18 protein-coding genes, 2 tRNA genes and 1 riboswitch are annotated in these 23,108 nt (G+C 67.8%); of the genes, 10 read left to right on the top strand and 10 right to left on the bottom strand.

Annotated features, from left to right (window positions below; all coding sequences use genetic code 11):
- Positions 1-563: 563 nt before the first annotated feature.
- The 6 genes from ACFY3V_RS10885 to ACFY3V_RS10860 all read right to left on the bottom strand — a co-directional run bounded on the left by ACFY3V_RS10885 (position 564) and on the right by ACFY3V_RS10860 (position 9,181).
- Positions 564-3,149: a valine--tRNA ligase gene (locus ACFY3V_RS10885; protein ID WP_389772178.1), complete on the bottom strand. Its 2,586-nt coding sequence runs from the start codon at positions 3,147-3,149 to the stop codon at positions 564-566.
- Between the two features lie 337 nt (positions 3,150-3,486).
- On the bottom strand, positions 3,487-4,767 hold the full coding sequence (gene clpX / locus ACFY3V_RS10880; RefSeq protein WP_350949523.1) for an ATP-dependent Clp protease ATP-binding subunit ClpX: 1,281 nt from the start codon (positions 4,765-4,767) through the stop codon (positions 3,487-3,489).
- A gap of 192 nt (positions 4,768-4,959) precedes the next feature.
- The gene (locus ACFY3V_RS10875; protein WP_350949522.1) at positions 4,960-5,604 is read right to left on the bottom strand and encodes an ATP-dependent Clp protease proteolytic subunit; all 645 of its coding nucleotides are present in this window, start codon (positions 5,602-5,604) and stop codon (positions 4,960-4,962) included.
- 11 nt (positions 5,605-5,615) lie between these two features.
- A complete protein-coding gene (locus tag ACFY3V_RS10870) occupies positions 5,616-6,260 on the bottom strand; it encodes a ClpP family protease (protein WP_386206743.1) in 645 nt (214 codons plus the stop codon).
- Between the two features lie 465 nt (positions 6,261-6,725).
- Positions 6,726-8,105, bottom strand: coding sequence for a trigger factor (gene tig / locus ACFY3V_RS10865; protein ID WP_362900085.1), 1,380 nt, complete (start codon positions 8,103-8,105; stop codon positions 6,726-6,728).
- Positions 8,106-8,314: 209 nt separating this feature from the next.
- The gene (locus tag ACFY3V_RS10860; protein WP_350949520.1) at positions 8,315-9,181 is read right to left on the bottom strand and encodes a helix-turn-helix transcriptional regulator; all 867 of its coding nucleotides are present in this window, start codon (positions 9,179-9,181) and stop codon (positions 8,315-8,317) included.
- Between the two features lie 243 nt (positions 9,182-9,424).
- On the opposite strand from ACFY3V_RS10860, the gene ACFY3V_RS10855 reads away from it, so the two are divergent.
- Positions 9,425-9,934 (top strand): ATP-binding protein, encoded by a 510-nt coding sequence (locus ACFY3V_RS10855; RefSeq protein WP_350949519.1) that lies wholly within the window; start codon positions 9,425-9,427, stop codon positions 9,932-9,934.
- A 160-nt stretch (positions 9,935-10,094) separates the two neighbouring features.
- Here the strand turns inward: ACFY3V_RS10855 and ACFY3V_RS10850 are convergent.
- A tRNA-Pro gene (locus tag ACFY3V_RS10850) sits at positions 10,095-10,168 on the bottom strand.
- 88 nt (positions 10,169-10,256) lie between these two features.
- On the opposite strand from ACFY3V_RS10850, the gene ACFY3V_RS10845 reads away from it, so the two are divergent.
- Positions 10,257-10,327: transfer RNA gene (locus tag ACFY3V_RS10845), tRNA-Gly, on the top strand.
- A 525-nt stretch (positions 10,328-10,852) separates the two neighbouring features.
- Here the strand turns inward: ACFY3V_RS10845 and ACFY3V_RS10840 are convergent.
- A complete protein-coding gene (locus tag ACFY3V_RS10840) occupies positions 10,853-12,142 on the bottom strand; it encodes an FAD-dependent oxidoreductase (protein ID WP_389772170.1) in 1,290 nt (429 codons plus the stop codon).
- Positions 12,143-12,228: 86 nt separating this feature from the next.
- Between ACFY3V_RS10840 and ACFY3V_RS10835 the strand changes: the two genes are divergently transcribed.
- From ACFY3V_RS10835 to ACFY3V_RS10825, 3 genes are all read left to right on the top strand, one after another.
- Positions 12,229-12,846 (top strand): TetR family transcriptional regulator, encoded by a 618-nt coding sequence (locus ACFY3V_RS10835; RefSeq protein WP_362514978.1) that lies wholly within the window; start codon positions 12,229-12,231, stop codon positions 12,844-12,846.
- A 104-nt stretch (positions 12,847-12,950) separates the two neighbouring features.
- Positions 12,951-14,537, top strand: a complete 1,587-nt coding sequence (locus tag ACFY3V_RS10830) for a phytoene desaturase family protein (RefSeq protein ID WP_389772167.1) — start codon at positions 12,951-12,953, stop codon at positions 14,535-14,537.
- Positions 14,538-14,581: 44 nt separating this feature from the next.
- Complete coding sequence (locus ACFY3V_RS10825) at positions 14,582-16,255, top strand: SpoIIE family protein phosphatase (RefSeq protein WP_350949516.1); 1,674 nt, start codon at positions 14,582-14,584, stop codon at positions 16,253-16,255.
- Positions 16,256-16,349: 94 nt separating this feature from the next.
- On the opposite strand, the gene ACFY3V_RS10820 is transcribed toward ACFY3V_RS10825, so the two are convergent.
- Entirely contained in the window at positions 16,350-17,888 is a 1,539-nt protein-coding gene (locus ACFY3V_RS10820) for a choice-of-anchor I family protein (protein WP_389772164.1), read from the bottom strand.
- A 211-nt stretch (positions 17,889-18,099) separates the two neighbouring features.
- Here ACFY3V_RS10820 and ACFY3V_RS10815 point away from each other — a divergent pair, with 211 nt between their 5' ends.
- The gene (locus ACFY3V_RS10815; protein ID WP_350949514.1) at positions 18,100-18,669 is read left to right on the top strand and encodes a TIGR03086 family metal-binding protein; all 570 of its coding nucleotides are present in this window, start codon (positions 18,100-18,102) and stop codon (positions 18,667-18,669) included.
- Between the two features lie 18 nt (positions 18,670-18,687).
- Here the strand turns inward: ACFY3V_RS10815 and ACFY3V_RS10810 are convergent, their stop codons facing one another.
- Positions 18,688-18,819 carry a hypothetical protein gene (locus ACFY3V_RS10810; RefSeq protein ID WP_350949513.1) on the bottom strand — a complete coding sequence of 44 codons (132 nt, stop codon included), beginning with the start codon at positions 18,817-18,819 and terminating at the stop codon, positions 18,688-18,690.
- 198 nt (positions 18,820-19,017) lie between these two features.
- On the opposite strand from ACFY3V_RS10810, the gene ACFY3V_RS10805 reads away from it, so the two are divergent.
- From ACFY3V_RS10805 to ACFY3V_RS10790, 4 genes are all read left to right on the top strand, one after another.
- The gene (locus tag ACFY3V_RS10805; RefSeq protein WP_362900076.1) at positions 19,018-19,614 is read left to right on the top strand and encodes a metal-dependent phosphohydrolase; all 597 of its coding nucleotides are present in this window, start codon (positions 19,018-19,020) and stop codon (positions 19,612-19,614) included.
- Positions 19,615-19,698: 84 nt separating this feature from the next.
- Positions 19,699-20,499, top strand: coding sequence for a DeoR/GlpR family DNA-binding transcription regulator (locus ACFY3V_RS10800; protein ID WP_362900074.1), 801 nt, complete (start codon positions 19,699-19,701; stop codon positions 20,497-20,499).
- Complete coding sequence (gene galT, locus ACFY3V_RS10795) at positions 20,496-21,575, top strand: galactose-1-phosphate uridylyltransferase (protein ID WP_389772157.1); 1,080 nt, start codon at positions 20,496-20,498, stop codon at positions 21,573-21,575. The genes ACFY3V_RS10800 and galT overlap by 4 nt, the downstream gene beginning before the upstream one ends.
- 72 nt (positions 21,576-21,647) lie before the next feature.
- A riboswitch (cyclic di-AMP (ydaO/yuaA leader) is annotated at positions 21,648-21,784 on the top strand.
- 3 nt (positions 21,785-21,787) lie between these two features.
- Positions 21,788-22,762, top strand: coding sequence for a hypothetical protein (locus ACFY3V_RS10790; protein ID WP_362900070.1), 975 nt, complete (start codon positions 21,788-21,790; stop codon positions 22,760-22,762).
- Positions 22,763-23,108 lie beyond the last annotated feature (346 nt).

Raw genomic sequence — 23,108 nt, 5'->3', positions numbered from 1 at the left:
CCCCCACCGAAGCGGGTAGGACGGGGTTGTGCTTCATGCACTGGCTTTTAACACACTGTTGAGTTCTCAAGAAACGGACGCGTACACCATCACCCACACCCGACCAACCGGTCCGGCAGAACTCCGGGGCGTTCCATTTCGTATCACTATCTTATCGGGAGTGTCGGTTTCGTGTCAAACTGTCGGATTTCCCAACCCTCGACTCGAACCCGCCGAACCCGCTAGGATTGCGACCACCCCGTTTCCAGGGCAACCCCTCTAACTTACTCCAACATCCGATCGTTGTCCAATCACTCGGACACATCCGGTTTGTCGAGATTTTCAGAGAGGGAGTGCAGGACGCTGCCCTGCATGAAGAACTCTAGCAGCCCCCTAGGGCTGCGATGACCAACTTTCCGGTAAGAACTAGGTCTTCCCTGGGACACCAACTCCCAAACACGAGAACCCGGGGTCAAGAGACCCCGGGTTCTCGTCAAGACAGCTGCCTGTCCTGGACACTCATCAGGTCGAGTTCCCGATCACCAGGTCGACCCGAGTCCCTGCCACGAACTCCCCTCAGCCGGTCAGCCGGCCGGAAGCGCCGCCAGCTGGGCGAGCAGTCGTTCGATGTCCTGATCCGCCTGCGCGGCACGGGAGCGCACCTTGGTCACCACGTCGTCGGGTGCCTTGGCCATGAACTGCTCGTTGCCGAGCTTGGCGGCGACCTGGGCCGCCTCCTTGCGCGCTGCCGCGAGGTCCTTCTCCAGCCGCTTACGCTCGGCGGCCACGTCGATCGTCCCCGCCGTGTCGATCTCCACGGCGATTCCGGCCACATCGAGACTGGCGGTCGCGGCGAACGACTCGGACGGCTGGTCGAGCCGGAGCAGAGACCTGATCGCCCCTTCGTGAGGCACGAGTGCCGTACCCGCGAGAGAGAGCCTCGCAGCGACCCTCTGGCCAGGCTTGAGCCCCTGGTCGGAACGGAATCTGCGCACCTCGGTGATCAATCCCTGCACGGCGAGGATCTCTTCCTCCGCCGAGGGGTCGCGCAACGAGTCCTGAACCGTCGGCCAGGGTGCGACGACGATCGACTCACGCCCGGTGACCGCACGCCACAGTTCCTCGGTGACGAACGGCACCAGAGGGTGGAGCAACCGGAGCAGCGCGTCGAAGACATGACCCAGCACGAGCCGGGTGTGCTCCTGGCCGGAAGCGATCTGGATCTTGGCGAGCTCCACGTACCAGTCACAGACCTCGTCCCACGCGAAGTGGTACAGCAGGTCTGAGATCTTGGCGAACTCGAAGTTTTCGAACGCGGTGTCCACCGACGCGACGACCTCCTGGAGCCTGGAAAGGATCCAGCGGTCGGCGGCCGTCAGCTTCTCGATCGGGAGCTCACCCGTCACGGCGCCGTTCATCAACGCGAAGCGGGTGGCGTTCCAGATCTTGTTGCAGAAGTTGCGCGAACCCCCGGCCCATTCCTCGCTGATCGCCACGTCGGAGCCGGGGTTGGCACCGCGCAGCAGCGTGAAGCGGGTGGCGTCGGCACCGAAGCGCTCGACCCAGTCGAGCGGGTCGACGACGTTGCCGAACGACTTCGACATCTTCTTTCCGTACTGGTCACGGACCATGCCGTGCAGTGCCACGGTCCGGAACGGCGGCTCGCCGTCCATGGCGTAGATGCCGAACATCATCATCCGGGCCACCCAGAAGAACAGGATGTCGTAGCCGGTCACCAGGACGGAGGTCGGGTAGAACTTCGCCAGTTCCGGCGTCTTGTCCGGCCAGCCGAGAGTGGAGAACGGCCAGAGCCCCGAGGAGAACCAGGTGTCGAGGACATCGGGGTCCTGGACGTAACCCTCGGGCGCCTGCTCGTCAGGGCCGACACAGACGACCTCGCCGTCCGGGCCGTACCAGACCGGGATGCGGTGCCCCCACCACAACTGCCGGGAGATGCACCAGTCGTGCATGTCGTCGACCCAGTCGAAGTAGCGCTTGGCCAGCTCCGGCGGGTGGATCTTCGTCCGGCCGTCACGGACCGCGTCGCCGGCCGCCTTGGCCAGGGGCGAGACGTTGACGAACCACTGGAGCGAGAGCCGGGGCTCGATCACGGTCTTGCAGCGAGAGCAGTGCCCGACCGAGTGGAGGTAGGGGCGCTTCTCCGCGACGATCCTTCCATCCGCACGGAGCGCGGCCACCACCGCGGGCCTGGCCTCGAAGCGATCGAGCCCCTGGAACGGGCCGTGTGCGGTGACCACCCCGCGCTCGTCCATCACCGCCAAGGACGGCAGCGAGTGGCGTCGCCCGATCTCGAAGTCATTCGGGTCGTGCGCCGGGGTGACCTTGACCGCTCCCGTACCGAAGGCCGGGTCGACGTGCTCGTCGGCGACGATCGGGATGCGGCGACCGGTGAGCGGCAGCCCCACCTCGCGGCCGATCAGGTGCGCGTAGCGCTCGTCGGAGGGGTGCACCGCCACAGCGGTGTCGCCGAGCATCGTCTCGGCCCGGGTGGTGGCGACCACGATGGAGTCGTCGCCGTCGCCGTAGCGGATCGAGACGAGCTCGCCCTCGTCCTCGCTGTGCTCGACCTCGATGTCCGACAGCGCGGTCAGGCAGCGCGGGCACCAGTTGATGATGCGCTCGGCACGGTAGATGAGCCCGTCGTCGAAAAGCTTCTTGAAGATCGTCTGCACTGCTCGGGAGAGACCGGGGTCCATGGTGAAGCGCTCGCGCGACCAGTCGACACCGTCGCCGAGCTTCTTCATCTGGCCGAGGATCCGGCCACCGGACTCCTCCTTCCACTGCCAGACGCGCTCGACGAACGCCTCACGGCCGAGGTCGTGCCGGGACAGACCGTTCTTCGCGATCTCGCGCTCGACGACGTTCTGGGTCGCGATGCCCGCGTGGTCCATGCCGGGCAGCCAGAGCGTCTCCTGGCCGCGCATGCGAGCGCGGCGGGTCAGCGCGTCCTGGATGGAGTGGTCGAGGGCGTGGCCGATGTGCAGGACACCGGTCACGTTCGGCGGAGGCAGGACGATGCTGTACGGCTCGCGCTCGCTGCTCGGGTCGGCGGTGAAGTGTCCCTCCGATACCCAGCGCTCGTAGCTCCGGGTCTCCACGTCGGCGGGTGCGTACTGGGTGGGCAGCTCTGGCGTCGTCACGATGCCCAAGTCTAGGGATGTCCGCGTGTCCCCCGTCCCACGGACCGTCCTATGGATCGCTTCTCCTGTGACTTCTTCCGGCGAACGAGATGCTCCCCTCCCCGTTGCAGGCCGACGAACACCGAGCGGACACCGGCGGATACGAAGCAGGCACCCGCGGGCTCCGGCGAACAGGTGACCAGAATCGGCGGATACCCGCAGATACGAAGCAGGGGCGGAGAGGGACATCGGCGGCCTCAACTGGATACGTCGCGGGAGTCGGTCAGCCGGAAACAGGCGGTGCCCCTCGCGGGAGAATCCACGGGGGGCACCACTCGTGCGAGCCTGGAGCGGCTCGCGCGGACTTCTACGCCGACTTCTCCCGCGGCGGCCGCTGCTGCTTGTTGAGCTGGTCGCGCGGGACGAGCGTGGGATTGACGTGCTCCAGAACCGACTCGCGGGTGATCACCACTCGCGCCACGTCCTGCCGCGAGGGCACCTCGTACATCACCGAGAGGAGAACCTCCTCCAGGATCGCCCGCAGGCCGCGGGCGCCGGTGCCTCGGAGGATCGCCTGATCGGCGATGGCCTCCAGCGCGTCGTCGGTGAATTCGAGCTCGACGTTGTCCAGCTCGAACAGCCGACGGTACTGCTTGACGAGGGCGTTACGCGGCTCGGTGAGGATCTGGATGAGCGCCTCACGGTCGAGGTTGTGGACACTCGTGATCACCGGAAGCCGGCCGACGAACTCGGGGATCATGCCGAACTTCAGCAGGTCCTCGGGCATGACGTTCTCGAAGATGTCGGCGCTGTCGATGTCCTCCTTGGAGCGGATGATCGCGTTGAAACCGATCCCCTTGCGGCCGACCCGGGACTCGATGATCTTTTCAAGACCGGCGAAGGCCCCACCACAGATGAACAGCACATTGGTGGTGTCGATCTGGATGAACTCCTGGTGCGGATGCTTACGTCCGCCCTGTGGCGGCACGCTCGCGGTCGTGCCCTCCAGGATCTTCAGCAGGGCCTGCTGCACGCCCTCGCCGGAGACGTCCCTGGTGATCGACGGATTTTCGCTCTTACGAGCGATCTTGTCGACCTCGTCGATGTAGATGATGCCGGTCTCGGCCTTCTTGACGTCGTAGTCGGCGGCCTGGATCAGCTTGAGCAGTATGTTCTCGACGTCCTCGCCCACGTAGCCCGCCTCCGTCAGGGCGGTGGCGTCGGCGATGGCGAACGGAACGTTCAGCATCTTCGCCAACGTCTGGGCGAGCAGTGTCTTGCCGGAACCGGTGGGGCCCAGGAGCAGGATGTTGGACTTGGACAGCTCAATGCCGTCGTCACGCCCGCGCTCGCCGGACTGCACCCGCTTGTAGTGGTTGTAGACCGCCACGGAGAGAGCCTTCTTCGCCTGGTCCTGACCGATGACGTAGGCGTCGAGGAATTCGTAGATCTCCCTCGGCTTGGGAAGGCTGTCCCACTTGAGCTCAGAGGACTCGCTGAGCTCCTCCTCGATGATCTCGTTGCAGAGGTCGATGCACTCGTCGCAGATGTATACGCCGGGTCCGGCGATGAGCTTCTTGACTTGCTTCTGACTCTTTCCACAGAAAGAGCACTTCAGCAGGTCTCCCCCGTCGCCGATGCGTGCCACCCCAGATACTCCTTTGCGTGGGACCGCCCTGGCTACCGCGGTCCGTTTCTTCCGACCGGCCCGATACCCGATCGAAAAGTCATCCCGCTTAGGTTTCGACGTTACCGTCTTCTGAGCCCTCAGTGAGCCCCCTAGCGGCGAGTCGCACCGGAACGTGCCTGATTCGGCACGGTTCCGGTGCGATATGCCTCGTTAGGAGGCTACGGCCTTCGCGAGTTTCTTGCGGGACGGGATGATGTCGTCGATCAGCCCGTACTCCTTCGCCTCGACGGCGTCGAGGATCTTGTCCCGCTCGATGTCCTTGCGGACCGCCTCCGGTGCCCTGCCCGAGTGCTGAGCGATGATCATCTCCATCTGCGAGCGCATCCTGAGGATCTCGCGCGCCTGGATCTCGATGTCGCTTCCCTGGCCGCCGCCCTCGGTGGACGGCTGGTGGATCAGCATGCGGGCGTTCGGCAGGGCGAAGCGCTTGCCCGGCGTGCCGCCGGCCAGCAGGACCGCCGCCGCCGAGGCCGCCTGGCCCAGGCAGACCGTCTGGATCTCCGGCCGGACGAACTGCATCGTGTCGTAGATCGCCGTCATGGCGGTGAACGAACCGCCCGGCGAGTTGATGTAGATGCTGATGTCGCGGTCGGGGTCGAGCGACTCCAGGGTCAGCAACTGCGCCATGACGTCGTTGGCTGACGCGTCGTCCACCTGCACGCCGAGGAAGATGATGCGGTCCTCGAAGAGCTTGGCGTACGGGTTCATCTCCCGCATGCCGTAGGACGTGCGCTCGGTGAAGGACGGAAGAACGTAGCGGCCGTTGATGTCTCCCGGCCGGATCAACTCACTCACCTTGTGCCCCTTCAGGAGACGGCGCCCGTGGAGGGCACCTGCCGAGCGCTGCGCACGACCTGGTCGATGAAGCCGTAGTCCTTGGCCTCCTCGGCCGTGAACCAGCGGTCGCGGTCGGAGTCGGCCTCGATCTGCTCGAGATTCTGGCCGGTGTGGAACGCGATGCGCTCGGCGAGGGTCTTCTTGACGTAGAGCATCTGCTCCGCCTGGATGGCGATGTCGGCGGCGGTGCCGCCGATGCCGCCGGAAGGCTGGTGCATCATGATGCGGGCGTGCGGCAGGGCGTATCGCTTGCCCCGCTCGCCGGCGCACAGAAGGAACTGGCCCATGGAGGCGGCCAGACCCATCGCGACCGTGCACACATCGTTAGGCACATATTCCATCATGTCGTAAATCGCCATACCAGCGGTCACGGAACCGCCTGGCGAGTTGATGTAGAGCCAGATATCGCGCTCTGAGTCGTCCGCGGCGAGCAGGAGCAGCTCGGCGCAGATCCGGTTGGCGATCTCGTCGTTGACCTGGGTGCCCAGCACGATGATGCGCTCACGCAGCAGCCGCTGGTAGAGCTGGTCTTCGAGCCTGAACGAGCCGGTTGGCTGGCTCATCGACTCGGGCCCGGAGCCGGTCGGCTGGTAGAAGGTCGGCGGGCTGGTCACAGCGTCACCTTCCGATGCGTCGTAATCGATTGGCTTTGCTTGTGACCTTAACGCGCGCCACCTACCGGACATGCCTCCTCAACGCACTGTTCGCTGACGGCGCATGCTGCCCGCCGCCTCCCCACCACGTCCGCGGCTCCCCTGTTGTGCATCCCTGCGAGGGCTGAGAGGCCGGAGCCTCCCCGGCGTGTCGCCGCTCGCCGGAGAGGCGAAGGTGGGCACGCGCAGGAAGGCGTGCGACAGGTTGGGGCCACGAGATCCCTCAACGGCTCTCAGAGGGCCCAGGAGCCCTCGAAGCTCTGGGGGCAGAGAGAAGGGCCGGGGAGATTCCGGAGACCTCCAGGCGTCGCCCTGCGGCACGCGCACCCTCACCCGGGGACGAAGACGCCCCCGCCACGCGGAGCGCGGCGGGGGCGTCGGGCGGCGGAGGCAGCGGACGAATCCGGTCTCCCGCTCGGCCGAAGACTACTTGGCGGCGGTCTCGACCTCGGTGTCGTCGGCCTCCTCGGAGACCTCCTCACCGTTGATCTCGGTGTAGATGGCCTTGAGGTCGACCTCGTTGCCGGCCTCGTCGGTCACCTTGGCAGCGTCGCCGATGACGCTCTTGGCCTTGTCGCGGACGATCTCGACCATGGCCAGCGTGAGCTGGTCGTTGTCGGCCAGGTGCTGGGCCAGCGTGTTGGGCGCGACGTTCATCTGCATGGCGCGGCGCACCACGAAGTTGGTCAGCTCCTGCTCGCTGACACCGAGGTCCTCGCTCTTGACGATCTTGTCGAGGACGAAGCCCGTCTTGAGCGCCTTGGCGGCGCTCTCGTCGAACTCCGCGAAGCGCTCCTCCTCGGTGGTCTGGTAGAGGCGGAAATATGCCTCCCTGCTCAGGCCACTCTCGGCGATCTGGTGCTCAAGGTTGTGCTTGCGGTTGTCGACCTCGGCCTTGAGCGCGCTCTCGGGCAGCGGAATGTCAATCTTGTCGAGCAGGGCGGCGAGGGCGTTCTCGCGAGCCTGGACGACCTGGTCGATCAGCTTGTTGCGGCGGGCCGTCTCGCTGATGCTCGCCTTGAGCTCGTCGAGAGTGTCGAACTCGCTGGCGAGCTGGGCGAACTCGTCGTCGAGCTCGGGGAGGACCTTCTCCTTGACGCTCTTGACGGTGATGGTGACCACTGCCTCCTCGCCGGCGTTCTCGCCGCCGACCAGGTTGGTCGTGAACTCCTTGGTCTCACCCGCGGACAGGCCGACCAGTGCGTCGTCCAGCCCCTGCAGCACCGAGCCGGCGCCGACCTCGTAGGAGACGTCGTTGGCCTGCTGCTCCTCGATGTTGACGCCGTCGATCGCGGCGGCCAGGTCCATGACGACGAAGTCACCGGAGGCCGCGGGGCGCTCGACGCCGGTCAGCGTGGCGAAACGCTGACGCAGGCCGTTCAGCTGCTCCTCGATGTCCTTCTCGGAGACCTCGGAGACCGGGACGGTCACCTCGATGCCCTGGTAGTCGGGGACCTCGAAGCCGGGACGAACATCCACCTCGGCGGTGAACTCGACCTGCTGGCCGTCCTCGATCTTGGTGACCTCGATCTCCGGCTGGCTGACCGGGAAGATGTCGCTCTCGTCGACGGCCTGGCCGTACAGCTTGGGCACCGCGTCGTTGAGGGTCTCCTCCAGCACCACGGCGCGGCCGAACCGCTGCTCGATGATGCGAGCCGGAACCTTGCCGGGGCGGAACCCGGGGACGCGCACCTGCTGCGCGACCTTCTTGTACGCCGCCTGCAGGCTCTCGCCGAGCTCCTCGAACGGCACCTCGACGGTAAGCCTTACCCGGGTCGGGCTGAGCTCCTCCACAGCGGTCTTCACGGGGTCGTCTCCTTGATCAAGCTTCGAGTGATCGCGGGCGCGTCAGGACTTAACGGCTACCGCGGCAAGCTCGCGCGCCGCGCCCACATGAGCGGCACCTGGCACAGCCGTCGAGACACGCGAGATTAGGGCATGCTCCACAGCGGCGGGTGTTCAGCGCCGCTGGCCAGTCTAGGGCAGAGCGGCACCAGGGAGCGACCAATGGCCGCTCAGTCCTCCTTGATGATCCGCCGCAGGATGTCGTTCGTCTCACCGGGCGTGGTGCTGACCGCGCACAACCGCTCCATGACCTCGCTGTAGCGGTCGACGTCCTCACGCTTGTCCAGGTAAAGGGCGCTGGCCAGCTGTTCGACGTAGACGACGTCGGGGAGTTCGCTGTCGTTGAAGCGGAGCACGCTGAAGGCACCGCCCTCCGCGCTGTGACCTCCGAAGCTGAAGGGCATGACCTGGATCGTGATGTTCGGCTGCCGCATGAGGTCGAGCAGATGCTCCAGCTGGGCCCGCATGACGTCCGCGCCGCCGATCGGACGCCGCAGGGCGGCCTCGTCGATCACGGCCCAGAAGAAGGGTCCGTCGGGTCGGCCGAGCACCTGCTGGCGTTGCATGCGCAGATCGATGCGGCGGGCGATCTCCTCGGGCGCGATGCCGGCGCTCCCCGCGGTGATGACCGCCCTGGCGTACTCCTTCGTCTGCAGCAGGCCCGGCACGAACTGCACCTCGTAGGTACGGATCCGGGAGGCCGCCTCCTCAAGGCCGACGTACGTCTGGAACCATGAGGGCAGCAGGTCGTTGAACCGGTGCCACCAGCCGGGCTCGTTGGCTCTGAGCAGCAGATCCATCACCGCCGACCGGGCTTGCTCGTCCTCCACCCCGTAGAAGGTGAGCAGGTCCGCCACGTCGCGTTCCCTCAGGCCGACCCTGCCGAGTTCCATCCTGCTGATCTTGGACTCGGATCCGCGGATCAGATGGCCCGCCTCCTCGCGCGACAGCCCCTTGGCCTCACGCAGGCGACGCAGTTGGGAGCCTAAAAGGATACGCAGAGCTGTGGGACCCGATCCCGGTTGAACCTGCGTCACTTCGCCTCCCTCTGTACTTGGGCCAGCGCACACAGTGTCACTACTTCCGGCCGCTATGACAAGGTCTCAACTCCCTGCCCAATTCGCCAAGTCGACGTCCTAACCGCCCATGCGGCTGCACATTGCAACTGCACGTGCATTTGGGTCTTGCAGCGGACGTGTCGGTGACCCATGATGGCCTAGTGCATATTGGGCTTATGGTGCACAAGCTCTGAAAACTCTCAAGTAGTACGGAGACTCACGATGACAGCGGGAGGTACCGGCAGGATGGTGGAGGAGCCAAAATCGGCTGCCGACTACCTGCAGGCGACCCGCCAGGTGGGCTTTGACGAGCTACTGGAGGCCAACCACTCCGGCGCCACCGCGTGTCCCCTGCCCAATCAGGCCGACTCGGTGAAGACCGCCAGGGACGTGACACGTTCCACATTCCACGACTGGGGGCTGGCGGAACTCAGCGATGACGCAGCGCTAGTGGTTTCGGAACTCGTCACCAACGCGGTCCGTTACGCGCTGTGCCCGCCCGGCCGGACCGAGATCAACCCGATCACGCTCGTCCTGGTGCACCTCTCTCCCCACGTGCTCCTGGCCGTGACGGACCCGAGCAACGAGGTGCCGACGCCCAAGGAGCCCGACTTCGTCTCGGAGAACGGCCGGGGCCTCTACATCGTGGAGACCTACAGCCAGGGCTGGGGCTGGGATCACCTCAACTGCGGCGGCAAGGCCGTCTGGGCCTTCTTCAGCCCTCACTCCTGACATTCTCCCCACAGCGGGATCATTTCCACGTTTCTCCGCGGGCACCCTTGACCCGCCCGTCCCACGCGCGTGACCCGTCCGTCCCACGCGCGCCGCGAAGAGCCACTCGCCCTCCGGAACGAAGAACCGGGCACCGGTCGAAACCGATGCCCGGCACGTGTCGGGGTGACAGGATTTGAACCTGCGGCCCCCTGCTCCCAAAGCAGGTGCGCTACCAAACTGCGCCACACCCCGTAGGTCGAGTGCGCGCACGCTCCGGAACTCCGGTACGCTTACGCCCTGACGAACGGATGAAGTCTAGACCAGACTGACGCCGGCTCGCGCGGACGTAGCTCAATGGTAGAGCCCCAGTCTTCCAAACTGGCTACGCGGGTTCGATTCCCGTCGTCCGCTCAGATGATGAAAGGCCAGGTCAGCCCATACGCGGCGACCTGGCCTTTCACGTTTCGCCAAAACTTCAGGAACTTCCGTGCCCGCTGCGTGCCCGATGGTTTTCTGGACCCGTTTTCGCGGGCTTTCTTGAATTCCTTCCCCGGCGCCCGAGCGATGGCCTGGTCAGGTCCTTGCTCGCGTGCTGGTAGACGAGCGCCGCCCGAGTGGAGAAGTGTCCCATTCCGGTCATCAGCTCTTCGCGGCTCCCCCCCGCTGTCCGATGCCAAGGTGTTACCGACGTGCCGGAGATCATGGAAGTGGAACGCCGGAAGACCCACCTCGGTCTGTACCTTCCTCCGGATCCCGCGGGAGCGGGAGCGCCCCCTTGGGACCGACGGAGACAAGGCCGCCCTCCCCGGCTCCGCGAACTCGTCGAAGTGTGCTCGCAGAACGGGAATGATCTCCGGAGGAATGGAGACCGTTCGCCGACCGGCCCGCGACATGGTCGAAGCTCTGAGTCCGACGTGACGGGTAAGGCGCCAGATCTCACAGGGAGGCTTTGCGTCTCAGGGCCGTGAGGTGCCCGGCGGCGCGCAGGAAGGTCCTCAGGCCGGCCCGGGCCACCGGGTTCTCGTCCACGAACCGATGGGCCGCCTTGAGGGAGTCGCGCACGGCGGCGAAGCCGTACTCGCGCATCCTCGCCTCGTAGACGGCGATGGCCGCGACGGGGTCGCCGCCACCGGTGAGAGCGTCGCGAAGCGACCGGGCGTCGCGTAAGGCGATGTTGGCGCCGATCCCCCGCATCGGGGTCATGCTGTGGATCGCGTCTCCGAGCAGGGTGATGTTCGTGGCGGGCCAGGGGCCGATCGGCACCGAGGTGCGGATCGGCAGCAGCGAGACGGTGTCGGGGTCGGAGGCGGTGACCAGTGTGCGGAGGTCCGGGTGCCAGCCCTCGGTCATCCGGGTCACGATGTCCCTCAGCCGCCCACCGTCCATCGTGGCGAGGTCGCGGGGGAAGCGACCGGTCGCGGCGCCGAAGGCCCACATGACGTAGCCGCCGGTGTTGTCGAACAGGGCACCCTCCCGTTCGGTCCTGCCGATCCCCGGCGGTAGGACCGTACTTCCGGCGTTCCCGGCGTTCCCGGCGCCCGCGAGGTCGTGCGGCGCGGCGAACATGCCGAGGCCCCTCGGTGGAATGACCATGTTGATGGCCTCGTACAGGCCCGGGTCGATCAGAGGGCGCGTGGCGGCGGTGAGCGGGAACTTGCCCGCGATCGTGACGATGCCGGTGTCGACGCGGCGGGCGTGCGGCAGGTACTGGCGTCTGACGCGGGAGTTTCCGCCGTCGGCGGCGATCACGATGTCGGCGGTCTCGGCGGTGCCGTCGGCGAAGCGCAGGGTGACGGTGCCTTCGGGGTCACGGGTGTAGCTCTCGAAGGTCTTGCCGAACCGGACGACACCGCTGGGCCCTTCGAGGCCGGAGAGCAGGATCTGCCGCAGGGTGATCCTGCTGACCGAGTGGTGGGCGTCCACCGGATCGGTCACGGACGGACTTTCCAGGGTCAGCAGCGGTCTCATCCGGTGGCTGAGAAAGCGGAAGTCCTGTGCACCGCGACCGGAGGTGGCCAGGAACGCCTCCCACAACTCGGGGGGCAGGCAGTCGCGCAGGGCCCGGGAGCCATCGGGGTCGATGTGGACACGGTAGCCCTGGAGCCGGTCGGAGGGGGTGCGGTCGCGCTCGTAGACCGTCACGTCGATCCCCGCGCCGTGCAGCCCCTGCGCCAGGCAGAGACCGCCGATCCCGCCTCCGACGACGGCGACTCTCATGTTCGTCATGGCATCACTATCAACCATCGGGATGAATCTATCAACCAAAAGGTTGATAGATTCATCCCGATGGTTGGCCGGTGTTACCGTGAGGCATGGACAAGCCCTCTCGCCGCGCCCCCGTGGAGCGCAGGCGTGATCCCGAGCGCACCAAGAGGCGCATCGTCGAGGCGGCCAAGGCCGAGTTCTCCGCCAAGGGATTCGCCGGAACGAGGGTGAGTGAGATAGCTGCCAGAGCCGGAGTGAACAAACAGCTCATCTCTTACTATTTCGGCGGGAAGGAAGGGTTACTCAAGGCGCTCACGGCGGATTGGCAGGGCAAGGAGAGCACCTTCGCCGGGACGTCGCCGCCGCCGACGCTGCCCGAACTGGTACGCGGCTACGTCACCGCGACCGTGCGTGACCGCGACCTCGCCAGGATCCTCATCTGGGGTGGACTGCAGGACGACGGCGAGGAGGACTCCGCGCTGCTCAGGGACATGCGGGACAACGTCGAGGACCTGCGCAGGCGGCAGGCGGAGGGGGAGTTCCCCGCCGACCTGGACCCCGCGTACCTGCTCCTGATGCTCTTCGCCGCGGCCGACGCCGGAGCGATATTCCCGCAGCTGGTCCGCGCGATCTGCGGGGACGATCCGGCGTCGGAGGAGTTCGGGGAGCGCTACGGGGAGCAACTGGCACGCCTGCTCCGCCACCTCAACACCGACAAGTCCTAGTTCGTATGGAAATATCTATGAATCTCTGTTAAACACGAGGTTCGCATGTAGATCATTCTTTACAATCCTCCATAACCAGAAGTCAGACTGCCCCTGGAGGGAAAGTGTCGGAGTTCGACGGCGTCATCGTGGGCGGAGGTCACAACGGCCTCACGTGCGCCGCCTACCTCGCGAAGGCGGGGTTGTCGGTCGCGGTCGTCGAGCGCAACGACGTCGCGGGTGGCGGTTGCAGCACCCAGGAGCTCACCCTCCCGGGGTTCCGGCACAACACTCACAGCAGCTACCACTTCCTGGAGGAGGGCCCGGTCCCCGCGGACCTGGAGCTTCAGCGCTACGGCCTGCGTTACATCTACCCCGAGACCCAGCACGCCACGGTCTTCAGGGACGGCCGGGCGATCACGGTCTACACCGACCCCAAGCGCACCGCCGAGTCCTTCGCCCGCTTCTCCACGGCCGACGCCGCGCGCTGGCTGGAGTTGTACGAGCGCTACGCCGAGGCGGCCAGGGAGCTGATGAACGGCTTCCTGTACTCCAGGCCACTGCCGCCGCCGGTGCTCGCCGAGCGGATCAAGGGCGACCTGGGACGCGACATGATGAGCTACATGCCGCTCTCGCTGTACGAGGCCGTCGACAGAAACTTCGAGAGCGACCAGGTCAGGGTGCTGTTCAAATCCTTCCTGCACGCGATCTCCATCGAGAACGTTCCCGGCACCGGCGGCTTCTTCCCCCGGCTGCTGTCGCGCATCGCCAGGCTCGGGGTGCCGGTGGGAGGCGCGGCCAACGTCGCGAGCGCGCTGCGCGCCGTCATCGAGGAGCACGGCGGTACCGTGGTGACCGGCGCCCACGCCGAGCGGATCCTGGTCGACGACGGGCGGGCCACCGGGGTGCGGCTCGCCACCGGCGACGTGCTCACCGCCCGCAGGTTCGTGGCCAGCGCGGTGGACGCCCCCCAGACCGTGCGGCTCGCCGGTCCGGAGAACTTCGGCGCGGAGATCACGGCCAGGGTCGAGGGCTACAAGTGGGCCGCGCACAGCCTCGTCACCCTTCACCTCGCGCTCGACGAGGCGCCGCGCTACCGGGCCGCCGAGTTCGAGCCCGACGTGGACCGGGCCTTCCTCGTGGTGCTCGGCGCCGACGACAGCGAGCAACTCGGCCGTACCTTCGACCAGATCCACCGGGGGGAATTGCCCGAGCGGCTGGCAGGCAACGGCGCGTGCCCCTCGCTGTTCGATCCCTCGTACGCTCCCGCCGGCAAGCACGTGGCGTTCTGGTGGCCGTGGGCCCCGTACGACCTCGGCGGCGACCCGGCCAACTGGGACCTGCGGCGCGAGGAGGTCGGGGAGCGACTGCTCACCGAGTGGGCCGAATACGCTCCCAACCTCGCGGGGGGCGCCGTCCTGGGCAAACGGGTCTTCTCACCACTCGATATCGAGCGGCACTGCGTCAACATGGTGCGCGGCAGTCATCACGTGGGGGCCTACGAGCCGTCCCAGCTGGGCGGCAACCGCCCCGTCCCCGAGATGGGCCAGTATCGCACCCCCGTCGACGGCCTCTACCTCTGCGGCGCCAGCAGTCACCCGGGCGGCTCGGTCTCCGCGGCCCCCGGATACAACGGCGCCAACGCCATCGCAGAAGACCTCGAACTGGAAACCTGGTGGACGCCGGTTCCCGCACCCCGGTGGAGCGAGTGAAGTCCCGTTTTGTCACAAAAAATCCAGCCACGCCAGGGTTCAGGATGGGCAGTCCCGCGTCCATGCACGAGCAGCTGTCCCTGCTCAACGCCGCCAGCAAACGCATCGGCAGCACACTGGACGTGTTCGAGACCGGCAGGGAGTTGATGGACGTCGCCGTGCCGCGCTTCGCGGACGCGGCGGGCATCCTCGTACAGGACCGGCTGGTGACCGAGGGAGAGTTTCCCCAGGAGACCACCGACGGCTCGGCGCTGGTGCGGCGGATCGCGGTCGGCGTGGCCGACCCCTCTCCCGGCGAGTACGCCAGGGCGTTTCCCGTGGACGAGGTCGCCGTCTACGAGGCCTGGACCCCCTACGCCCGGTGCATGGCGACCGGCAACCCGATCCTCTATCCGCGCCTGGGGCGTAGGACCGCCGAGGAGATCGGGCGGTTCTGGAAGCGTGACTCGGTGTCGAAGGTGCTGGAGGACAGCTCGTTCCTGGTGGTGCCGCTGAAGGCGCGTGGCCGGGTGCTGGGTTTCGTCATCTTCACCCGCAGGCCCACCAGCCAGCCCTTCGACGAGCAGGACGTCAACCTGGCCGAGGAACTGGCGGCCAGGACCGGGGTCTGCCTCGACAACGCGCGCCTCTACAACCGCGAGCGCCGCACCGCGCTGACCCTGCAGAGCAGCCTGCTGCCCGTCGACCTCTCCCAGCCTCTGGGCCTGACGATCGCCTCCCGTTATCTGCCGGCCAGCGACCTGGTCGGGGTGGGCGGCGACTGGTACGACGTGATCCCGCTGCCCGGCTGCCGGGTCGCCCTCGTCGTCGGCGACGTGATGGGGCACGGCATCAGGGCGGCCGCCACCATGGGCCAGCTCCGCACGGCCGCGCGCACGCTGGCCAGCCTGGACCTGAGCCCGGCCGACGTGCTGTTCCGGCTCAACCTGATGAGCCAGGACCTGGACGCCAGCCAGATCGCCACGTGTGTGTACGCCACCTACGATCCCGTCACGCGGCGGTGCGCGATCGCCTGTGCGGGACACGTGCCGCCGATCCTGGTACAGCCCGACGGCGAGACCGAACTGCTGGAGCTGCCGCCGGGGCTCCCCCTGGGCATCGGCAACGAGCCCGCCGAGATGCGGGAGTTCACGCTTCCCGGCGGGACCGTGCTCGCCTTCTACACCGACGGCCTGGTGGAGAGCCGCAACCGGGACATCGAGGAGGGCATCAACGCGTTGCGCGGTCTGCTCTCCGGCCCCGACCACGACCTGGAGGAGGTCTGCGACCTCACGATCAGGGCACAGCGGCCCGGACACGAGCGGGACGACATCGCCCTCCTGCTCGCCAGGGTGTCGGAGCTGACGGAGAAGGACTTCGCGGAGAGGTCACTGCCCTCCGACCCCCGCTCCGCCTCCCAGGCCCGCCGTTTCGTCCGGGCCACGCTCGACGAGTGGGGACTGTCCTCGCTCAGTGACAACACCGAGCTCATGGTGAGCGAGCTGGTCGCCAACGCGGTCGAGCACGGCCGGGGCGAGGTCGAGCTGCGTCTGCTGCGCGGGCCCACCCTGGTCTGCGAGGTGTCCGACGGATCGGTGTCCGAGCCGGTCATGCGGGAGGCGTCCACCACCAGCGACACCGGCCGCGGCCTGCACCTCATCAACTGGCTCGCCCACCGCTGGGGATCACGCCTCACCCCGAAGGGCAAGATCGTCTGGATCGAGCAGAGGCTGCCATAGCCGTCTTGACCACGGACGCCGGTGACGGCGACACGATCGAATGATCCTGCGACGGACGGGGCCTCGCGGTGCCGGAACGGGGCCCGGCGAGCCCTCAGCGGATCTCGTAGAGGGCGGTGGTGCCGCTGACCTCGTTGCCGACCACCAGGAGCGGGTGGCGGGTGGGACTGTCGGAGGCGGGGATGAACAGCACGCCCTCGGGACCGACGTCCCCGGCGGTGCCGTCCTCGACCGAGCCGGTGAAGTCACGGGTGTTGACGTAGCCCGCCAGACGCGGGGCGCGCGGGTCGCCCAGGTCGTAGGCGACGATCCCACCGACCCGCTCCAGCCCGGCGAAGGCGTAGGTCCGGCCACGCACCTCACCGACCGTGATCCCCTCGGGCTCGGGGCCCTTGTTGTCGCTGCGGCTGTCGAAGGAGTCGTTCTCCTCGTTGTCGGCGTTGAAGGCGCCGGGCAGTTCCCTGGCGACGAGCCGCTCCAACTGGTCGCCGGAGTCCCAGACGAGCGCTCCCGAGGTGGACCTGACCGAGATCGAGCGGGCGCCGAACGCGTGCAGTTCGGTGTAGGCGCCGTTCGCGTCCCTGGGCGAGTCGACGGCCACGTTCAGGCGGCCGAGCTCGGCGTCCTTCTTGAGGTTCTCCGCGTCGGGCAGCGCGAGGTTCAGCGACTTGACCCTGACCTCGTCGGCGTGGCAGCCCCACTCGCGCCCGTCGCCCTCGTTGGCGGTGACCAGGTAGGTCCGCCCACGGTCGCGGAAGTGCGCGATCGCGTCGGGCTGGTACATGCCCTTCACCGGCCGGGGCCTGACGTCGATCTTCCCGTCCCTGTCCGACGCGTCGAACCCGCTCTTCGACCAGTCCTTCAGCCCCAGCGGGACGACGTCGCGAACCACGACCCGGTTCAGGTCGACGATCGCGAGCGCGTTGTTCTCCTGAAGGGTCACATAAGCGGTGTCGCCGTCGACGGTGACGTACTCCGGCTCCAGATCCTGGGCCGCGGTGGCGCCGGGGCCGGTGATCCGCACTCCCCGGGCCCGCAGCCGCTCGGCGTCGAACTTCGCGAACCCCGCGGTCCGCACCGTCCAGCGGCGCAGGTCGACGACGCTCACCGAACCTTCGGGGTCGGCCGCCTCGCCCTCGCAGTAGGAGGACGGCTCGCCCTCGTTGGCCACGACCACCCGGGTCCCGTCCGGAGTGAAGGTCAGCATGTCGGGCAGCGCACCCACGGTCACCTGCCTGAGCTTCTTCCCGCTCGCGGCGTCGAAGAAGGCGACGGTGCCCGGGTCGGTCTTGACCGCGGCCTGCTGGGCCACGGCGACCAGGCCGCGGCGCACCGCGACGCTGTTGGCTCCGGGGGTGGCCAGGGTGGCGACCTTGCGCGGCTTGCGCGGGTCGCGGATGTCGAGCACGTCGACGGTACCGGCCTGCGCGTTCACCACGAAGACCCTGCGGGTGGAGGCATCGTACGCGGTGATCTCCGAGGCCCCGGCGGTTCCGGCGGTGTGACGGCCGAGGAAGGTCAGCGTGATGCCCCGGTGGCCGGATTCGGCGGTGGCCGAAACCGCGGAGAGGGGCAGGAGGAGCAGGCCGGTGACCGCCGCGGCGGTCGCCCTGGTGAAAGTCATGGTGCGCATGAGATGAAGTTTCGCAAAATATCGTGACTTACTGCTGACGTCGATCTGACCGTGGAATGAAGTCCCCCGGTCAGGTGTGCACCCTACGGAATTCCTTGGGCACCTCCGGCATGCCGGTCATGTCCGTTGACGCGATGACTACTGGCTGTTCAGGGGTTACGGTCAAGATGAGAGCCGGGAGGAGACCCGGGAGGGCATCGGGAGGGGCATGATGACCATCGACGTACCCGAGGCTTACCACCGCGCACTGGACGACTTCGGCGCTCTTGTCCACCGGATCGGCCCCGAGCAGTGGGAGAACCCGACCCCGTGCGTCGACTGGGACGTGCGTGCTCTCGTCAACCACGTGGTCGGCGAGAACCTGTGGGCTCCCGTGCTGCTGGCCGGGGGGACCTCCGCGGACGTCGGCGACGCCTTCGACGGAGACCTGCTGGGCGACGATCCCATCAAGGCCTTCGACACCTCGGCCGTACCCGCCATCCAGGCGGCGACAGGCGTTCACGCCCTCGGCCGCCTCGTCCACCTGCCGTTCGGCGACGTGTCCGGCCGGGAGTACATCACCGAACTGTTCGCCGACGCGCTCATCCACACGTGGGACCTGGCCCGCGCCATCGGTGCCGACGAGCGTCTCGATCCCGAGTTGGTCGAGGCCTGCGCCACCTGGTTCAGCGACGCCGAGCCCGGCTACCGGCAGGCCGCGGCCACCGGGGAGCACCCGCAGCCTCACTCGGGCACCGACCCGCAGACCCTGCTGCTCGCCTCCTGGGGCCGCCGCGCCTGACCATCGGAGCGCGTGCCGTCAGCCCGCCGCCGGCCGCCGGCCGTGGTTGGCCCTGCGCTTCTTGCGCGCCCTGGCCTTGCGTGCTCGTCTGCCCATGCCGACCACCCCTTCGCCGAGGTTCCTCCGTATCCGTACGGGACTCGATCTCACTCGCCCAGACCTTCACATTCCTCCTGGAATGTCCGTCGCACAAGGCCTGGACGGCGATCCGTCCGGCTCCGGCGGACCGTATTTCCCCGGCGTTTCCCCCGTCTTGACGTTCCCCACCCGTTGGATGGACGCGTGACCGGGCTCCTCACCCGTCAGGCCGGACTCCTGGCTCCGTCACCGGACTCTAGGCTCCGTCACATGAGCGAGAAGCTGATGGCCCGCTGGCGATCCCTCGCCGGCGCGGGGGCCGACCCCCTCGGCCGCGAACTGATCACCCGGTACGACGAGCCGCACCGCAGGTATCACACGACCGCCCATCTGGAGGCGGTGCTCACCCATGTCGACGCCCTCGCCGACCACGCGGGGCGCCCGGACCTGGTACGGATGGCGGCCTGGTTCCACGACGCCGTCTACGACCCGCGGCGCGCGGACAACGAGGAGCGGAGCGCGAGGCTGGCCGAGCGCGCGCTGCCGGAGCTGGGGGTGCCCGCGGAGGATGTGGCGACGGTCGCCCGGCTGGTCAGGATGACCGTCACGCACGCACCCGCGTCCGGCGACGCGGACGGGGCCGTGCTGTCCGACGCGGACCTGGCGATCCTGGGCTCCTCCCCCGACGTCTACGCCGCCTACGCGGCGGCCGTGCGCGAGGAGTACGGCTTCGTCCCCGACGACGTGTTCAGGGCGGGAAGGGCCGCGGTGCTGCGCTCGCTGCTCGATCTTCCGGTGATCTTCCATGTCGCCGATCTGGAGGGGGCGGCAAGGGCGAACATCGCGGCGGAGCTTGATCGACTGTGAGCGGCCGGCCACCACAATCCAACAACCTCCCCCACCTGGTCGTGGTATTTTGGTGGAATCTGATGGATTAAGGGGAGTGAGGCGATGCTCGCCCAGCAGCGACAGCAGGCGATCCTGGAAAGGGTGCGCGGCAGCGGCGGGGTCAGGGTCGCCGATCTCGTCCGGGAGCTCGGCGTGTCCGACATGACGATCCGGCGCGACCTCGAGGTGCTCTCCGAGCGCGGCCTGGTGGAGAAGGTCCACGGTGGCGCCACCGCCGCCGGGCCGGGCTCGACCGAAGAGCCGGGTTTCGCCGCCAAGTCGGTGCGCCAGCAGGCGGAGAAGGAGACGATCGCCCGGCACGCCGCCCGGCTCGTCCGGCCGGCCACCGCCGTCGCGCTCTCCGCGGGCACCACGACCTGGACGCTCGCCCACCATCTCGTCGACGTGCCCGAGCTGACCGTGATCACCAACTCGATCCGGGTCGCCGACGTCTTCCACCGCTCCCCCAGGGCCGACCAGACGGTCGTGCTGACCGGCGGGGTCCGCACCCCCTCCGACGCGCTGGTCGGTCCGGTCGCGGTCTCGGCGATCCGCGGCCTGCACGTCGACACCCTCTTCCTCGGCGTGCACGGTATGAGCACCCGCGCCGGGTTCACCACCCCCAACCTGCTCGAGGCCGAGACCAACCGCGAACTGGTCGCCTCCGCGCACCGCCTGGTGGTGCTCGCCGACCACACCAAGTGGGGCACGGTCGGCATCAGCACGATCGCCGAGCTGGCCGAGGCCCACATCGTGGTCACCGACTCCGGCATGACCGAGAAGGCCCGCGAGGAGCTCGCCGCCTCGGTGGGCGAGATGATCATCACCGACCCCCAGCGCGAGAGCGAGATCGCCGGCCGATGAAGCGTACGATCACCCACCTGGCCGACGGCCGGGAGCTTTTCTACTTCGACCGGCGCGACGACGCCGACCGCACGGCACCCGACCGGCGCGACCTGCCGCCCCGTCCCGCCGCCTCCGAGCTGCGCTACGACCCGCTCACCGAGGAGTGGATCGCGGTGGCCGGGCACCGCCAGGGCCGCACCTTCCTTCCCCCCGTTAACGAGTGCCCGCTCTGTCCCTCGACTCCGGGCAATCTCACCGAGGTCCCCTCCTCCGACTACGAGGTGGTGGTCTTCGAGAACCGGTTCCCCTCGTTCTCCGCCCAGCCGGGCGACCACCGGCCGATCGGAGGGTTGAGCGAGGTCCGTCCGGGGGTCGGCAGGTGCGAGGTGGTCTGCTTCACCTCCGAGCACGACTCCGCGTTCTCGCGGCTCTCCCCCGAGCGGGTCGAACTGGTCATGGAGGCCTGGGTCGACCGTACGGCGGAGCTGTCGGCGACGCCCGGCGTGGAGCAGGTCTTCTGCTTCGAGAACCGGGGGGCGGAGATCGGCATCACCCTGGCCCACCCGCACGGCCAGATCTACGCGTACCCCTACGTGACCCCGCGCACCAGGCTCACCCTCGGGGCGGCCGAGCGCCACAGGGAGCGGACGGGCGGCAACCTGTTCGCCGACGTCCTGGCCGCGGAGCGTGCGGCCGAGATCCGGGTGGTGGGCTCGAACGAGCACTGGACGGCCTTCGTCCCCGCCGCGGCGCGCTGGCCCGTGGAGGTCCACCTCTACCCGCACCGCAGGGTCCCCGACCTGGTCGCGCTGGACGCCGGGGAACGCGCGGCGTTCGGCCCCCTCTACACCGACGTGCTCCGCCGCCTCGACGGGATCTTCGGCGTGCCCATGCCGTACGTCGCGGCCTGGCACCAGGCACCGGTCTCCACCGGCCGCGATCTGTCGTACGCGCACATGGAGCTGTTCAGCATCCGCCGCGCGCCGGACAAGCTGAAATACCTCGCCGGGTCGGAGTCGGCGATGGGCGCCTTCGTGAACGACGTGTCGCCCGAGGCGACAGCACAACTGCTGCGCTCTGTTGTCACGAACTGATTACCACTTGGTCTCGTCTTGAGGTCGCATGACCTGCTGTTTACCACTACTATCCTTCCCACATCGGCTGTAAACGCTGATTTGCCTAATCCCGGGCACCTTGCCCGGGAGCCGGGGAACCACCGCACCTGGGGTGAAACCACTTCGGTGGAAGGGCTTCCTCCAGCCCGAACCCGTCAGCTAACCCGGTAGGCGTAAGGAGAGGAGAGTGCGTGGCGGCCCCGTCCCCCACGTTCCGTCGGCGTGCGTCTCTGGCCCTCTGCCTGAGCTCGATCGTCGTGTTCACCATCGGCGCCCCCACCGCCGGAAGCGCGGACCCCAAGCCCACCGAGGCCAAGCTCCGCGCCGAGCTGGCCAAGCTCGGCAAGCAGGTCGACAAGCTGATCGAGACCTACGCGGCCACCCGCGAGTCGCTCAAGATGGCGCAGAAGGCCGAGATCGTCGCCAAGCAGAACCTGGAAAAGGCCGAGAAGACCTACGTCGAGGCCAAGCGGGAGGTCGACTCCATCGTCCAGTTGCGCTACCAGAGCAGCGGCGGAGGGCTGCCCGCGCTGATGTTCTCCGGCGACATGGGCGCCGCCGCGGTGATGGAGCAGCTCACCGCCCAGCAGGCCGCCCACCTGGAGGGCTTCGTCAACAGCATCGACCGCAGGAAGCGGGCGGCCGAGACGGCCGCCAGGCTCACCGACGAGATCGGCGACGAGGCCAAGGAGGTGCAGGCGCAGCGAGAGAAGGCCGAGAAGCTGATCCGCGACATGAAGAACAAGCTCGACCGGCTCGCCCCCACCGGTTCCGGCCGTCGCGCCGACGGCAGCTGGGCGCCGCAACTGCCCACCGGCCCCGACAACATCACCGACCGCACCCGGATCATGCGCGACGCCGTCATGAGGCGCTTCAACCTGCCGTACTCGGTCGGCTGCTACCGGGCCGTCAACGACGGCGGCGAGCATCCTCTGGGCCGCGCCTGCGACTTCATGATGAGCGCCGGTGGCGCGATGCCCACGGCCGCCAACCTCGCGCTCGGCGACGAGATCGCCGCCTGGGCCATCAAGAACAAGGCCAAACTCGGCGTGAAGTACGTGATCTGGCGCCAGCGCATCAACCACGGCTCCGGCTGGAGGTTCATGTCGAACCGAGGCGGCATCACGGCCAACCACTTCGACCATCCGCACATCTCGATGTACTGAACCACCAGACTTCTGCCCTGCGGTGATCTTGTCGCAAGGTCCTCTCAGGACACTTCGCGGACTTCCCGCTTCATGATCTTCGGTTGGCGCGCGATAGAGCGTAGGGCGGCGGAGTCCTGCACGGACGCGCAGGACGGGTTCCCCTGGACGAGCAGGTCCTGAGTCCGACCAGTTGATCGAGTGACGGATGGGAGGTGGCCCGGTTGCGCCCGTAGGTCACCCGGCGCGGCAGGGGGGCGACCAACGAAGACAGATTGGAGGCCGGCTTTTCGCATCCGGCACCACCCGGTCACCCAGCGGTTCCCGAGCCGGACGACGCCCTCGCCGGATCCATCGGTCCCGGGCC

The organism is Streptosporangium sp. NPDC000095 (assembly GCF_042899335.1).
Taxonomy (GTDB): domain Bacteria; phylum Actinomycetota; class Actinomycetes; order Streptosporangiales; family Streptosporangiaceae; genus Streptosporangium.
Note: the sequence above shows the minus strand (reverse complement) of the source record. Positions and strands in the feature narration are given on the sequence as shown.